Origin of the sequence: Nocardiopsis lucentensis DSM 44048, assembly GCF_000341125.1 — a bacterium.
GTDB classification, from domain to species: domain Bacteria; phylum Actinomycetota; class Actinomycetes; order Streptosporangiales; family Streptosporangiaceae; genus Nocardiopsis; species Nocardiopsis lucentensis.
Genome location: NZ_ANBC01000281.1, coordinates 1 through 13,489, shown reverse-complemented (window position 1 = coordinate 13,489; position 13,489 = coordinate 1). Strand labels below are relative to the sequence as shown.

Genomic DNA, 13,489 nt, shown 5'->3' with positions numbered 1-13,489 from the left:
CCGTGGGAACGCACGGCGGTGATGTCGCTGAGGGAGTTCGCCGAGTACCCCGTCCTGCCGCCGTTGACCGTCCGGTTCGGCATGACCGGGCAACGGGACGAGGAGTGGTGAGGGGCGCCGGGGGGTTGGGCGCGGACCCGGGGCCGTGGCACGCTCTGTCACCGTCGGGGCCGGTCTCACCCCTCGATCATCTCGGCCAGCGCCTCCAGCAGGTCGGCGCGCAGGTCGGGGTCGTCCTGGGCACCGGACCATCGTTCGGGCACGCCGGAACCCTCCTCCAGCAGTGCGCGCAGCAGGCCGTCCAGGGCGCCACGCGGGTCGGCGTCGAAGGCTCTCCGCCCAGCCTGGGCGAGCTCGGCCAGGTCCCGGCCGGTGTCCCTCAGCCACGCCTGTTCCGCGGGGGCGAGGACCTCGCGCCGACCGGTGGTGTCCTCGTCCGTCGCGGGGGTCTCGGAGACCGGGGCGTACGGGGCGCTGCGGGCGCGGCCCCGCGCGCTCTGCACGAGGCGGAAGTGGACGGGCATGTCCACCGCCATGCGCCCCAGCACCCCGGTGAGGCGGCGGGCGACGTCCTCGCCGCTCAGCCCGGGCAGGATCTCGCGCAGGTGCAACCGACGCCGCTGGTCGGGGGTGCGGCCCTGGTCGGCGTCGCGTCCCGCGGCCAGTTCGGCGAGCTTGCGCAACAGATAGTCGCCGGTCGCGGTGGAGACCAGGGGCGGTTCCTTGGCCTCGGACACGGGGCGGCCGTGTAGGTCGGCGATGGGCACGGCGCTGCCGTCCTCGGTGAAGGAGACGGTCTCGCCCGGGTGGATGTCCTCGGGCAGGTCGGAGGCGGGGTTGCCCCACCCTGCGGTCAGCACCAGCAGCGCCAGGGCCTCCTGGTCGACCACGTCTGTGGCCACCCGGGCGACGTCACGGCGCTGGGCCCAGCGGCGGGGCCGTTCGGAGAAGGCGCACCGGGTCCGCCCGCCCGCCGCCGGCTGCGGGTAGACACGGCGCAGGTTCTTGTACGAGCGGTCACGGCGCACGTCGTCCAGGGCGTCGCGCAGCCGGTGGGCGGCGGTGCGGTCGACACCGGACGCCGTGGGTACGGCGCGCGCCATGCGCACGGCGATGACACTGGTCGGATCGCCTCCGTGCACCGGGCACGGGCAGTGCTCGGCGCACAGGTCGACGTAGTCGCAGAACTGCTCGGAGTGACCGGTGCAGCCCTGCGCGGTTCCGTCCGCGGAGCAGGGCCCGCACCCCACCACGCGGGTGAACGCGCGTAGGAAGGCGGCGGAGCCGAACAGCTCCCAGGCGGAGCAGTGGTGCGTGCTCACGAACTCTTCTCCCCGGGTGGTCCGGGGCCGGGTCGCTCTCCCAGCCCTCCGGGAAAGCGTGTGTGAGAGTCGATGAGACTGTGGCTGACACCCCCGCGTTAACGGGAGGTCTGACCACAAAGTAGGGCGGTCGTGTGCGGACTGTCAACGGTCGGACCCGGTCCCGAAGCCCCCTCTTCGACACCCGGGGTTACATAGCAGACACCAGTCCCACCCGTCACAGGTCCGGTCGTACCGGAACGTCCGGGCAGGGCGCGCCGGTGTGTCCGAGAGACGGCGATGAGCACCCCCCGACAGGGTGGGGCACGGCCGTCCGCGACCGCGCGGAGGCCGTCGCGGAGCGAGAGGAACGGAGGTCGCCGGATGTCGGTGGTCAACCTGACGCCGCATGTGGTGACAGTCGTCGACGAGCGTTCACGCGTGATCCGGAGCTGGCCCCGGGCGGAGCGCCCGGCGCGTGTGGAGGCCGTACGCGTACCGATACCCGAGGCGGACGGCGTGCCCGCGGGGGTCCCCCTCGTGGCGGAGCGGCGTACCCGCGCCGACCTGCCCGAACCACAGGAGGGGGTGTGGTTCATCGTCTCCTCGGTCGTCGGCTCGGCCCACCCCGAGCGCCACGACCTGCTCGTCCCCTCCGACCTCGTCCGGGACGGGCGCGGAGTGGTCACCGCCTGCCGGTCGTTCGTCGTCAGCGGCTCACCGGTGTCCCCCCGGCCGGAGCTGGCGGGACGGTGAGCCCGGTGCCGCCGGTCACGCCAGCCTCTCCCCGCCACGACCGTGTGTTCTTCCGAAACCACATACGGTCCCCGCCCCCTGGAGGATCGGACCCACCTGATCTAGCGTGGAGACCCCAGGAGCACCCGTCGCGGAAGGGCGCCGTGGACACTCCCCGTACCGCCGTCGTCCTCGTGGGCCGCAACCCCACCCCCGCGCTGCTGTCCTGTCTCACCCTCCCCGCCGCCCACCTCGTCCTGCTGTGCAGCGACGGGACGCGGCCGATCGCCCTGCGGGTCGCGGACGCCGCCGACCGGATCGCCGCCCCCGCCTCCGTCCGGGCCCTGAGCGTGGGGCCCGACCCCCACGACTTCTCCGCCGTGGCCGGGACCCTCGACGACCTCCACCGCGCCCACGGAGGGCGGCCCTGGTTCCTCGACTACACCGGCGGCACCAAGGTGATGAGCGTGGCCGCCGCCCTCTACCACGAACGCGCGTTTCCCCACGCCGGCCGGTGGCGCCACTACCTCGACGCCGCGGGCGACGTCCTGCGCACCGCCGACCCCACCCGCCCCGGGCTGCCGCTCTCCACGGCCGGGGTGGACCTGCGCACCCTGGCCGAGGTCCACGGCGCCCGGTGGGTCGACGACCGCGACCCCGAACCCGTCCGCCTCTTCGCCCAAGGCGGGAAACAGGCGCTCCTGGCCCGCTACCCGGACATGTCCCCGTCCGTCAGACGAGGTGTGGTCGCCGAGGGGCGTGTCCTGTCCCACCTGCGACGACACCTGCGGCGCCAGCCGGAGGCCGAGGTCCTCGGCGCCCGCCAAGTCGCCGACCCCGTCCACCCGACCGGCTCCGTCGCCGACTTCGACGCCGTGGTCCGCCACCGTCACCGGGTCCTGTGCGTGGAGGCCAAGACCCGGCCCGGCGACGTCGTCGCCCGCGCCGGGTGGACCGTCGCCAAGGCCCGAAGGGTCTTCGGCGCGGCCGCCCAGGTCCTGTTCGTCTACACCGGCCCCGTCGTCCCAGGGCTGCGCGAGAGCATCACCGACTACAACCCCGCGCTCTCCGCCCGGCTCGTTCACGTGTGGAACCTGGACGACCTGCTGAGGAGGCTCACCTCCTTCGACGACCTGCGCAAGGCGTTCTTCCCGGCCCCGCGCGGCCGCGTGCCCGAGGGGTCGGCGCGGGACGACCCCTTCGGGGCGCACGGTGTGCCCCCTCCACCCCACCATCCCGGGCCGGAGGACCGTCCCGTCCTCGTCACCTCCCTGGGCGGCAGTCGCCTGGGTACCTTGACCGCGGTCCACGCCCACCGGCCCGCCCGCGCCCTCGTGCTGCCCTCGGCGCAGAGCCTGCGCGACAACGTGCGCGTGTCCGCCGCGCGGACCCTCCACGCGGTCGAACACCCCGACGCCGCGCCCGCCGACGCCGTGCTCCTCAGAGAGGCCGGATACCGCGACCGCGTGCGGCTGACCCCCGATCCGGTCGACGGCTCCGACGCCGAGGCCGTCGCCGCCGTCGCCCACGACTGGATCGCCAAGGAGACCGCCGACACCGTCCCCGCGCCCCCGGTCGTCGCCGACATCACCACCGGCACCAAGGCGATGAGCCTCGGCCTGGCCCTGGCCGCCCTCCGCTCCGGCGCGTGCGTCACCTACCAGCTGCCCGCCGACCGCGCGGTCGTGTGCCGTACCCACGGCGTGCGTTCGCTCACCGGTCGCGCCGTCGTCGACTGGCCCCTCGTCCTTCCCGGATACGTCCCGCTCGACGGGCCGCTCAGCGCCCGCGCCCGCCGGGCGGCGCGCGGCCAGGTCGACACGGCCCTGGTCGACGCGGCGCGCGCGGCGCTCGTACGCGCGGCCAGCGGTCCGGTCGGGGTGTGGATGGACGCCACGCTCACCGATCCGGAGGCGTGCCTGACCGCGCAGGAGCGGCCGAGCCTGGTGCTCACCTTCGACGACCGCGCGGTCGGCCTGGCCGCGCCCGCCTGGCGACGGCGCCGCGCGCACGACGGCCGGTCGCACGAGGTCACGCCGGGGGCGTGGGCGCAGAGCGTGTTCGCCGCCACCGTGCACCTTCAGTTGCGCTGCGACGTCGCGGGTGTGGTCGTGGCGCTGACCCGACCGGGCGGGGACGTGGGCCGGGCACGCGAACTCGTGGCCTGGATCGCGCACACCGCACCTGAGGAGGACGGGGGGTCCGCCCGCCTCGCGTTCGGGGAACCACTGCGCCCGGTGGTCGCCACGGCGTCGCCCGACGCGCTTCCGGACCTGTTCGACACCGACGTCAGCCGTCTTTGAGGCCTGCTGCGTCCCGTGGCCGGAACCCGCCGCCCACTCATGTCCGGACGTTCCGCTTGGCACTGGCCGCATCAGTCATGGCGCCGGTGCACGCGGTGGCTCTTCCGTGGCTCGACGGCGTGTGGTTCCAGGGGTGAGGGGGATTATGGCGGCTTCCCGGTTCCTGTGTCGGGCATCACGGTCTCCGGTAGGGGTTTCACGCAACCGGAACCGGGTTCGGTCCGTCCCATCCCCCGTGCGCCGCTCCGGAGGACACCGGACGGCGCGCCATGGAGATGAGCATCAGCGCGTCGAGTGCGACGCGTGGACAGAACGGAGCCGCGGGTGCGGTGGGGAGTACCGGCCTTGGGCGCCGGAACGGCGGCGGTGACCGCCCTGGTCGCGGGGTGTGTTCCGACACCGGGCGAGTCGGAGGCGGCGGAGTCGGCAGAGACAGCGGAGACGGCGAACGTCACGGCCGCCTTCGCCGGTCAGACGATCGGCTGGTCGGCCTGCTACGGCGAGGAACAGGTGGACGAACTCGTCGAGTGGGGCTCCGAGCCCGACTGGGTCGAGGCCCTGGAGTGCGGGACGGTCACCGTCCCGCTCGACTACGACCGGCCGGACGGTGAGACCCTCGACCTCGCCGTGGTCCGGGCCCCGGCGCGGGGGGACGCCGACCAGCGCGTCGGATCACTGGTGGTCAACCCGGGCGGACCCGGCGTGACCGGCCTCGACATGCTGGACTACCCGTCGTTCTCCGACGAGGTCCGGGCCTCCTTCGACCTGGTCTCCTTCGACCCGCGCGGCGTGGGGGAGAGCGGCGGCTTCGCGTGCGGGAACTGGAACGCCATGGTCGAGGCCCGACAGGGGTTCGGGGACACCGACCCCGCCGACCTGAGCGAAGCGGACCTCCAGCCCCTGGCGGAGACCGCCCGGACCTACGCGGACGACTGCGTCGACACGGTGGGCGAGGAGTTCCTCGCCAACATCGGCACGGTCAACGTCGTCCGCGACCTCGATGTGCTGCGTGACGCCCTGGGCGACGAGCGGCTGACCTACGTCGGCTACTCCTACGGCACCTACATCGGCGCGCTCTACGCCGAGATGTTCCCGGACAACGCCCGGGCCCTGGTCCTGGACGGCGCCGTGGAGACCGACCGGCCCAACGTCGAGGTCGCCTACGACCAGGCGCTCGGCTTCCAGGGAACGTGGGGGCTGTTCGCTGAGGACTGTGCGGCCACCGGCGACGCCTGCCCGTTCACCGGAGCCGACGACGCCGACGCGGCGATGGCGGACATCATGGCCACGCTCGACCGGGAGGCGCCCGTGGTGGAGGGCGTCACGATCGACGGCGCCACCCTGGTGTCGATGATCGGCATGGAGCTGTACTACGAGGAGAGTTGGGACTACCTCACCGACCTGCTCACGGCGATCGACAGCGGGGACGCCGAGGAGACCGAGTACTACCTCGGCTACCTGTACGAGAACACCTACGGCCTCTACGAGGACGAGGAGCCCGTGCAGCTCAAGCCCGGCGAGGAGGAGCTGGACGCCGAGGCCGCGCTGACCGCGATCAACTGCGCCGACCGCAACGACCCGACGGACATCCTCGCCTACCGGGACGCCGTGGACCGGGCGGGCGACGCGTCACCGCTGTTCGGCGCCGACCTGGTGTGGGAGCAGCTGCCCTGCGCGTACTGGCCGGACACGGAGGAGGCGCCGACCGGGTTCACCGCCCCCGACGCCCCGCCGGTGGTGGTGATCGGGACCGTGGGCGACCCGGCCACCCCGTACACCTGGGCCGAGGAGCTCGCCGCCCAGCTGGAGACGGCGACCCTGGTGACCTACGAGGGCGCCGGACACACGCTCTACGGCAACGACAAGAGCGGGTGCGTGGACGATCCGGTGGACGCCTACCTGCTCACGGGTGAGGCGCCCGAGGCGGGCCTGTCCTGCCCGAGCGTGGCCTGACCCGCACGTGACACGTGCCCCCGGACCGGACCGGTTCGGGGGCACGGCGATGCCGCCGCTACTTCTGGTGGATGATCTGGATCAGGTTGCCGCAGGTGTCGTCGAACACCGCCGTGGTGACCGGGCCCATCTCCACGGGCTCCTGGGTGAACCGGACCCCCAGCGTCCTAAGCCGCTCGAACTCGGCCCGGACGTCGTCGACGGCGAACTGCGTGTAGGGGATGCCGTCCGAGACCAGGGCCTCCCTGAAGGGCTTGACCGCGGGGTGGCCGCTGGGTTCGAGGAGCAGCTCGGTACCGTCCCGGTCCTCGGGGGACACGACCGTCAGCCAGCGGTCCTCGCCGAGCGGGACCTCGTGCTTCTTCACGAAGCCCAGCACCTCGGTGTAGAAGCGCAAGGCCTTGTCCTGGTCGTCGACGAAGACACTGGACAGGTGGATTCTCATGAGTTCTCCGGTGGGTCGTGTCTGATCCATCGCTCGGCGATGTGCTCCAGCGGAGCCGTGTTCAGGTCGTGGAACTTGTTGCGCCCCTCGCGTCTGCTCTCGACGAGTCCCGCCGCCTCCAGCACGGCGAGGTGCTGGGAGACCGCCTGGCGGGACATGGTGATCTGGTGCTTCATGGTCAGGCGCGAGCAGATCTCGAAGAGCGTCTGCCCCCGCCGCTCGGCGAGTTCGTCGAGGATCTTCCGGCGTGTGGGGTCGGCCAAGGCCTTGAAGACGTCGTCGGCCATGCCTTCACTATAGGCAAGTGATTCCTTGCCTATCAAGCCCCGTCCTGCGGTGTCGCGATCGGCGTGGGGGTTCGGGCTGCGTCCTCGGCCGTGTCCGCCGCGGCCCGGACGAGCGCCGCTGTGGCCATCGAACGGGACTGCCGCGGCCAGGCGATGGTGAGGACGATCAGCGGTGCGCCCGAGAACCGAGCATCCCCGAGCCCGCGCCCACCGGTTTCCGTCGGTGGTGCGAGGACGTGCTCAGGGCGGCCGTACCGGGATGAGCTCGGGCTCGGCCCGTCCGGTGGTGTGGCCTGATGCGTGCCGGGCCGTGTGACCCCGCGTATCCTGACCCGCCGAGGAGGGGGTGGGCGTGGGCGTCTACGTGGCGGTCAGGGGATGGCTGGAGTGCGACGAGAAACAGCTCGTCGCCGTCCGGGAGGTGATCTCCTCGCATGAGGACGGCCACCACTCCCACGGTTGGGGCCTGCCTCGTCAGCACGTCAACTGGACCCGTTACGTCTTCTACGGTGCAGACGTCCGTGCCTCCGCCCTGGACGGGCTCGTCGAACAGATGAGGGAGATCGCGCGGATCCCGGCCTCCGACGACGACGGGGACCGCGTCACGGGCCTGTTCCTGGTCAGCCATGAGGTCGACGGCATGACTGAGTGGCAGCTCCGGAACGGTCGTCTCGTCGTCTCGCCGGGTGACGACAGGTACCGGTACCTCGACGAGTAGCCGAGTGGCGGCCCGGGCGGAGCGCTCAGGACGCGTCGGCGACCCCCGACCGGTACCGCCCCGGCGAGGTCCCGAACTCGCGCTTGAACGCGTTGGCGAAGGCGAACTGCGACCCGTACCCCACCCGCGCCGCGATCGCGCTGATCGGGGCGTCCGTCTCCTGGAGCAGCGCCCTGGCCCGGGTCAACCGCCACCACGTGACGTAGGCGAGCGGCGCCTGCCCGACCATCGCGGTGAACCTCCGCGAGAACGCCGCCCGGGACAGCCCGGCACGCTCACCCAGCTCCGCCACGGTCCACGGGTGCGCCGGATCCCCGTGGACGGCGCGCACCGCCGCGCCCACCGCCGGGTCGCGCAGCGCGCCGATCCAGCCGCAGGCCGCCTCGGGCCGGTGCTCCTCCAGGAACGCCCGAAGGATGTACATCAGCAGGATGTCCAGCAGGGCCGGGACCACCGTGTCGACACCGTGGTGCGAGGTGTCCAACTCCCGTCCCAACAGCTCCACCGCCGAGGTGAGTTCCGGGTGCTGTCCCACCCGGGCGGGCAGGTGCACGACGCGCGGAAGCTCCACGAGCATCGGGTGCGGGCGGCTGGCGTGGGTCTTGTACGCCCCTCCCACGGTGACGCACGAGGGCGGGTCCCCGTCCGGGGAGCCGAGCGCGGTCGAGTCGAAGCGGGGGTGGGGCCGGGCTCCCCGGGCGTCGCACACGAACTCACCGACCGGCGCGCCGTTCCTCCGCCCGTCCAGGGCCGACACGCATGACAGCTCGTCGATCGGGGCGTCCGGCCGGTCGGACAGCGCGTATCCGTGGCCGTGCGGGAGGAAGACCACGTCCCCCACACCCAGTCGGAGCGGGTCGACGCCCTCGGCCCGCAGCCAGGCGGAGCCCTGGAGCACCACCTGGAAACCCGCCCCGGACACCTCCGGGAACCGCATGCCCCAGGGGGAGTGCCACTCGACCCGTGCCGCGCGCGGCTGTCCCGAGCGGATCGTCCCGACCACGTCGCTGAGTACGTCCATGCGGTGAGCGTACCTCGGACAGGCCTGACAGGAGACGATCACGTAAACAGGAGAGCGTCTGGCGCATAGGAAGTCTCACCGGAGGTCCGTACGGTCGTATCCGTACCTTCGAGACACGAGGAAAGCCGTCATGACCGCGACATCCCCTGAGACCCGCACCACCCGCACCCGCCGCGGTGCCTGGAAGCCCCGCCTGGGCGCGATCGCCGCCGCCAGCGTCGCCACCGCCGTCGTCGGCGGCCTGGCCCCGTTCCTGGGCGTCGACATGGTGATCGAGATGCCCGGTATGGAACCCGGCCCCGTCCCCGTACCCGCCTTCGTCCTGTGGACGGCGCTCTTCGGCCTCATCGGCTGGGGCGCGCTCGCCCTGGCCGAACGCCTCCTCGGCGCGCGGGGCCGCCTGCTGTGGACGGTCGTGGCGGTCGTGTTCACCGCGGTGTCGTGCGTGCCGTCGGTGTCGGTGGGCGGCGGTGCCGCCACCGAGGCGGTCCTGGTGTTCACCCACGTCCTGGCGGCGGCCATCCTCATCCCGGTGTTCTGGAGGAGTTCGACCGTCGCCTGACACAGCGCCCGACAGGACACGAGCGCCCCTCCGGACCGCGACGGCGGTCCGGAGGGGCGCTCGTGCGCGCGGTTCCGGGGTCGAACAGACCGGGGCGGATGGGTCTTATGTGGACGTTTGGTCGTTGAGCTGCGGAGATGGTGGCATGGGCCATAGTTTTCCGCCATGCCCTCACACGAACACGAGTTCCCCCTCGACCTGATCCGGCACGATCCGGAGTTCGCGGCGGAGCTTCTGCACGAGGTCACCGGCAAGTCCCTGCCCGCCTACACCCGGGTGCGGTGCGACGCCGCCGAGGCCACGAGTACCGCGTTGCCGTACGTCAGCTTCTCGGCCCTGAAGGGACGTAGGCGCCCGGCTGGCTGCCGGATCGACCTCCCGCGTCCAGACAACTCCCTAGGAATCGTCAGGGGCGGATGACTGCCGCCCTGCGTTCCACACGGCCTGGCCACGGCGGGCCAGGACACGGGAAGCGTTCCGGTCTGCGTGCGCGGGCGACGCCACACGACCGGCAGGTAAACAGGGCCTGGGAGATCCGGTTGTGTCGATGGGTGTAGGAACACTCGGCGCACTCCCGTGAGGAGTGCGCGGGGTTCACCTGCACCACCGGCGCACCGGTCCGCCGGGCCTTGTAGGTGATGAAACTCCCGAGCTGGTGGAACGACAGCTGTGCAGCGCGGCCCGTTGGGGCTTCCTCTGCCGTACCCGGGCACGAATCCCCCTCAGGTCCTCGAGGGAGATGCCGCGTCCGGTGCGTTCGGCCTCGGCCACGATGCGTTTGGAAATGACATGGTTGGCGTCCCGCGCCCGGCGGGACTCCCTACGGCGCTGGCGTTTGAGCAGCCGCTTGGCACTCTTGGTGCCCTTGGTCTGGAGCTTGGCGCGTAGGCGCTGCTGCCGTCTGCGGTACGGGTTGAGCCCGCGCCCGGCCAGGATCTCACCGTCGGAGGTGGTCGCGATATTGACGATCCCCAGATCCACCCCCAAAAACCCGTCCGGGGCGTACTCCGGGGTGTCGGGGACCTGGACGCCGACCAGCAGGAACCAGACGCCGTCCCGGCACAGCAGGTCGGACTCGCCGCGTTCGTGGTCGGCCAGCAGCTTGAGCTGGTCCGGCGAGCCCGCGAACGGCACGTCCTTCAACCGTCCCCGGAGGGTCCACAGCGAGATCGTGCGCTGGTCCAGGGCCAAGGACAGGTTCCGCGCGTCATAGGGCTGCGCCGCCTCGGGACGGAAGGAGATCGGGGTCGACTCGATGCGTCGCCGCCGCTTGGAGCCGGGCGGCCCGTAGTTTCCGGCCTTCAGGTTGGCGGTGCGGGTGGTGTAGGCGTCGGCGACCTTCTTGATGGTCAACTGGGCCGCCTGGGACCCGACTCCGGCGGCGCGCAGACCTGGGTAGGTGAGTTTGCGCAGAGGGTGGTTCTTGACCACACCCTCGCGGTGGGCGGTCTGGGACACGTGGGTGGCGTGGTCGTTGAGCGCGCGCAGCGTCGCGCCCAGCACCGCCGCCTGCTCCGGCGAGGGTGTGAGCTTGAGCTGCACGGTGATCGTCGACACGCCCACCAGTGTGTACCGGGGGTGTGACAGAACGCAGGCGGATGCCCGCGAAGTGACCCTCGTCACCGAAGGGCTCAACGCGGCCTGTGCGGCGATTCCTCCCGGCCTTGAAGAGCCGGGGTCAAGGCAGGTTGAACTCCGACAACGTGGTGGTGTGCGAGCGCGCGCCGCCGCCGTACGAAGGCGACGAACCCGTGGCGGTTCTCGCGATCATCACCGGGCCCCAACGATCCTGGGACCCGCGCAAGCACTACTCCTGGCCCGCCTACGTGGCGTACACGCGCCTGCGGCTGAGGTGCCCGGTCGCCCTGCTGGTCCTGACACCCGACTCCGCTCTGGTGGGGAGGTACGGCGACCCCATCGACCTGGGGTGCGGCCACGTTCAGCCGGTGGTGTTCTCGCTCGACGGACTCGCTCCCGTCACCGACGAGAAGACGGCCGCGTCCCACCCCCTTCTGACCATCCTGGCCATGGCCGCCAACCCGACCGAGGACCGGGCCGCGCTCGAAGCCCTGTACGTGGCCCTGAGGAGCCTCGATACGTCGAACTCCTCGTCGTACTCTGACTAGGTGCTCGCGGCGCTGTCCGCAGCGGCCCGAGGATCCCTGGAGGAGATCGTGAAACTGCGCGACTACGAGTTCAAGACCGAACTGATCGGCCGCCCCTTCCGCGAAGGCGAGGCCAAGGGCAAGGCCGAAGGCAGGGACGAGGGACTGGCCGAGGCGGTTCTCGAATTCCTGGACTCCAGGGGGATCGGGGTCAGCGACGAGGTTCGCGAGCGGATCACGTCCTCAACCGATCTCGAGGAGCTCCACGGCTGGGCGCGCCGTGTGGCAGCCGTGGAACGCGCCGAGGACCTCTTCGACTGAACCCGTCGGCGAAGAAGTCGCCCCCGACCTGTCCGGCCGGGGGCGACTTCGCTGCGTTTCACAGACGCGAGGCCGCCGCCTCGTCCACCCAGAACAGGGTCCGCTCGGCGCCGCGCGCACCCGCCACGGGCGCCTCGCACGGGTCCCCGCCCGCCAGGCCCAGCCGGACCGCCTCGGCCTTGCCCTCACCGGAGGCCAGCACCCACACCTGGCGGGCCGACCGGATCGACGGCAGCGTCAGCGAGATGCGCCGCGGCGGCGGCTTGGGTGAGTCGTGCACCGCGGCCACGGCCGACTCGTCCTCGCACACCGCGGGCAGTCCGGGGAACAGCGAGGCCACGTGCGCGTCCGGGCCCACGCCCAGCAGGCACACGTCGAACCGGGGCACCGGGGCCTCACCGCGCGCCGCCGCCGTCAGCTCCCGCTTGTACCGGGTCGCCGCGTGCTCGACGTGGTCCCCGTCCATCCCGTCGGAGGCGGGCATCGGGTGCACGTGGTGCACCGGGAGCTTGACCCGGTCCAGCAGCGCCTCCCGCGCCTGGGTCTCGTTGCGCTCGCCGTCGCCCTCGGGCAGGAAGCGCTCGTCCCCCCACCACAGGTGCACGTGCGACCAGTCCAGACCGACCGCCTCCGCCCGGTCGCCCACCGCCCGCAGGGTCGTGATCCCGACCCCGCCGCCGGTCAGCACCAGGTGGAACGCCCGCTCCTCCCGCGCGGCCTCGGCGATCATGTCGACCAGCCGCCGCGCGGCCGCGTCCGCGAGCCGGTTCCCGTCCTCGTGACGGAGGATCTCCGGTTCACTCATGGTTACTGTGCTCCGCTTCCAGCGAGCGACGACCCCAGCTGGCGGGCGGCGCTCGCGTAGGTCTCATCGGCGTCCAGGCGGCGCAGTTCCTCGGCCAGCGCCATGGCCGCCCCGCGCCGTTCCAACGCCACGGTCTGATCCGGCTGGCCAGGCCGTGACAATGTGGCCACCCGCCCGTCCACCCGGGTCAGGGCGACGTCCCCGTGGTCGGTGGTCAGCCGGACCTCGGTCAGTCCCGGACCGTCGGAGACGGCGCGCTCCACGGTCACCGCCAGCCGGTCGGTCAGCCAGGCCGCCATGAGGTCGGCGCTCGGGTAGTGCTCCTCGGCGGTCACCCTCGCCGAGGTCACCCAGCCGCACGGCTGGTCCATGGCACTGGCCAGCAGCGACCGCCACGGTGTCAACCGGGTCCAGGACAGGTCGGTGTCGCCCGGGGTGTAGTGCTCGATCCGCTCCTGGAGATCCCGCAGCGGGTCCTGGGCCCGCAGCGCGTCGGTGATGCGCCGCTGGGCCAGGCGCCCCACGGGGTCGGATCCCGGGTCGGTCGGTCCCGCCCCGGGCCACCACGCCACGACCGGCGCGTCCGGCACCAGTAGCGGGGTGATCACGGAGTCGGGGTGCTCGCCCAGCGGTCCGTACAGTCGCAGCAGCACCGCCTCGCCCGGCCCCGAGGTGCCCGGGCGGCGGATCTCGGCGTCGATCGCCGGCTCCGCTCGCGGGTCGCGCCGGATCAGCGCCACCACGCGCGACGGGTGCTCGTGTCCGGCCTCGGTGGCCGCGCGCACGGCGTCGTAGTGGTCGGCCTCGTCGGTGACGATGACCAGGGTGAGGACCATGTTCATGGCGCCGCCGCCGACACTGTGCCGTTCGGCCATGAGCGCCTCGGTGATCGCCGCAGTCGTGGTGTTCGGCAGGTAGAGCGTCATCCGCGGA

Annotated in this window: 16 protein-coding genes; 8 read left to right on the top strand and 8 right to left on the bottom strand. The window is 72.2% G+C overall.

The genetic code is table 11. The annotated features are described in order from the left end of the window. Positions 1–176: 176 nt before the first annotated feature. Entirely contained in the window at positions 177–1,322 is a 1,146-nt protein-coding gene (locus D471_RS0109695) for a hypothetical protein (protein WP_017598442.1), read from the bottom strand. Between the two features lie 363 nt (positions 1,323–1,685). Here D471_RS0109695 and D471_RS0109690 point away from each other — a divergent pair, with 363 nt between their 5' ends. From D471_RS0109690 to D471_RS0109680, 3 genes are all read left to right on the top strand, one after another. Continuing rightward, positions 1,686–2,057, top strand: a complete 372-nt coding sequence (locus D471_RS0109690) for a hypothetical protein (RefSeq protein ID WP_017598441.1) — start codon at positions 1,686–1,688, stop codon at positions 2,055–2,057. A 143-nt stretch (positions 2,058–2,200) separates the two neighbouring features. Beyond that, positions 2,201–4,339 (top strand): PDDEXK family nuclease, encoded by a 2,139-nt coding sequence (locus tag D471_RS0109685; RefSeq protein WP_017598440.1) that lies wholly within the window; start codon positions 2,201–2,203, stop codon positions 4,337–4,339. Positions 4,340–4,705: 366 nt separating this feature from the next. Continuing rightward, entirely contained in the window at positions 4,706–6,292 is a 1,587-nt protein-coding gene (locus D471_RS0109680) for an alpha/beta hydrolase (protein WP_017598439.1), read from the top strand. Between the two features lie 58 nt (positions 6,293–6,350). Here the strand turns inward: D471_RS0109680 and D471_RS0109675 are convergent, their stop codons facing one another. Then, positions 6,351–6,737, bottom strand: coding sequence for a VOC family protein (locus tag D471_RS0109675; protein ID WP_017598438.1), 387 nt, complete (start codon positions 6,735–6,737; stop codon positions 6,351–6,353). Then, positions 6,734–7,024 carry an ArsR/SmtB family transcription factor gene (locus D471_RS0109670; protein ID WP_017598437.1) on the bottom strand — a complete coding sequence of 97 codons (291 nt, stop codon included), beginning with the start codon at positions 7,022–7,024 and terminating at the stop codon, positions 6,734–6,736. The genes D471_RS0109675 and D471_RS0109670 overlap by 4 nt, the downstream gene beginning before the upstream one ends. Before the next feature lie 352 nt (positions 7,025–7,376). Between D471_RS0109670 and D471_RS0109665 the strand changes: the two genes are divergently transcribed. After that, positions 7,377–7,742 (top strand): hypothetical protein, encoded by a 366-nt coding sequence (locus D471_RS0109665; RefSeq protein WP_026127570.1) that lies wholly within the window; start codon positions 7,377–7,379, stop codon positions 7,740–7,742. A gap of 25 nt (positions 7,743–7,767) precedes the next feature. Here D471_RS0109665 and D471_RS0109660 read toward each other — a convergent pair whose 3' ends face one another. Beyond that, positions 7,768–8,763: an AraC family transcriptional regulator gene (locus D471_RS0109660; protein ID WP_017598435.1), complete on the bottom strand. Its 996-nt coding sequence runs from the start codon at positions 8,761–8,763 to the stop codon at positions 7,768–7,770. 130 nt (positions 8,764–8,893) lie between these two features. Here D471_RS0109660 and D471_RS0109655 point away from each other — a divergent pair, with 130 nt between their 5' ends. Both D471_RS0109655 and D471_RS0109650 read left to right on the top strand, forming a co-directional pair. Next, complete coding sequence (locus D471_RS0109655; RefSeq protein WP_017598434.1) at positions 8,894–9,325, top strand: DUF6069 family protein; 432 nt, start codon at positions 8,894–8,896, stop codon at positions 9,323–9,325. A gap of 165 nt (positions 9,326–9,490) precedes the next feature. After that, positions 9,491–9,745, top strand: a complete 255-nt coding sequence (locus D471_RS0109650; RefSeq protein ID WP_017598433.1) for a hypothetical protein — start codon at positions 9,491–9,493, stop codon at positions 9,743–9,745. Here the strand turns inward: D471_RS0109650 and D471_RS42630 are convergent. Both D471_RS42630 and D471_RS33690 read right to left on the bottom strand, forming a co-directional pair. Then, positions 9,732–9,929, bottom strand: a complete 198-nt coding sequence (locus tag D471_RS42630) for a zinc ribbon domain-containing protein (RefSeq protein WP_394296852.1) — start codon at positions 9,927–9,929, stop codon at positions 9,732–9,734. The two genes, D471_RS0109650 and D471_RS42630, sit on opposite strands and share 14 nt — an antisense overlap. After that, positions 9,920–10,882: a transposase gene (locus tag D471_RS33690; RefSeq protein ID WP_394296851.1), complete on the bottom strand. Its 963-nt coding sequence runs from the start codon at positions 10,880–10,882 to the stop codon at positions 9,920–9,922. Before D471_RS33690 ends, D471_RS42630 begins: the two co-directional genes overlap by 10 nt. A 131-nt stretch (positions 10,883–11,013) precedes the next feature. Here D471_RS33690 and D471_RS41690 point away from each other — a divergent pair, with 131 nt between their 5' ends. Then, positions 11,014–11,451: a hypothetical protein gene (locus D471_RS41690; protein ID WP_017598432.1), complete on the top strand. Its 438-nt coding sequence runs from the start codon at positions 11,014–11,016 to the stop codon at positions 11,449–11,451. After that, positions 11,452–11,751 carry a hypothetical protein gene (locus D471_RS41685; protein WP_017598431.1) on the top strand — a complete coding sequence of 100 codons (300 nt, stop codon included), beginning with the start codon at positions 11,452–11,454 and terminating at the stop codon, positions 11,749–11,751. 58 nt (positions 11,752–11,809) lie between these two features. Here D471_RS41685 and pgl read toward each other — a convergent pair whose 3' ends face one another. Beyond that, the gene (gene pgl, locus D471_RS0109635) at positions 11,810–12,556 is read right to left on the bottom strand and encodes a 6-phosphogluconolactonase (protein WP_017598430.1); all 747 of its coding nucleotides are present in this window, start codon (positions 12,554–12,556) and stop codon (positions 11,810–11,812) included. Between the two features lie 2 nt (positions 12,557–12,558). Continuing rightward, the gene (locus D471_RS0109630) at positions 12,559–13,482 is read right to left on the bottom strand and encodes a glucose-6-phosphate dehydrogenase assembly protein OpcA (RefSeq protein WP_026127569.1); all 924 of its coding nucleotides are present in this window, start codon (positions 13,480–13,482) and stop codon (positions 12,559–12,561) included. Between the last annotated feature and the right edge of the window lie 7 nt (positions 13,483–13,489).

Excerpts from the sequence above, each read along its gene's own strand:
- D471_RS0109670 (WP_017598437.1), bottom strand. The coding sequence starts at position 7,024 with ATGGCCGACGACGTCTTCAAGGCCTTGGCCGACCCCACACGCCGGAAG.
- pgl (WP_017598430.1), bottom strand. The coding sequence starts at position 12,556 with ATGAGTGAACCGGAGATCCTCCGTCACGAGGACGGGAACCGGCTCGCG.
- D471_RS0109690 (WP_017598441.1), top strand. The coding sequence starts at position 1,686 with ATGTCGGTGGTCAACCTGACGCCGCATGTGGTGACAGTCGTCGACGAG.
- D471_RS0109650 (WP_017598433.1), top strand. The coding sequence starts at position 9,491 with ATGCCCTCACACGAACACGAGTTCCCCCTCGACCTGATCCGGCACGAT.
- D471_RS0109675 (WP_017598438.1), bottom strand. The coding sequence starts at position 6,737 with ATGAGAATCCACCTGTCCAGTGTCTTCGTCGACGACCAGGACAAGGCC.
- D471_RS0109630 (WP_026127569.1), bottom strand. The coding sequence starts at position 13,482 with ATGACGCTCTACCTGCCGAACACCACGACTGCGGCGATCACCGAGGCG.
- D471_RS0109660 (WP_017598435.1), bottom strand. The coding sequence starts at position 8,763 with ATGGACGTACTCAGCGACGTGGTCGGGACGATCCGCTCGGGACAGCCG.
- D471_RS0109655 (WP_017598434.1), top strand. The coding sequence starts at position 8,894 with ATGACCGCGACATCCCCTGAGACCCGCACCACCCGCACCCGCCGCGGT.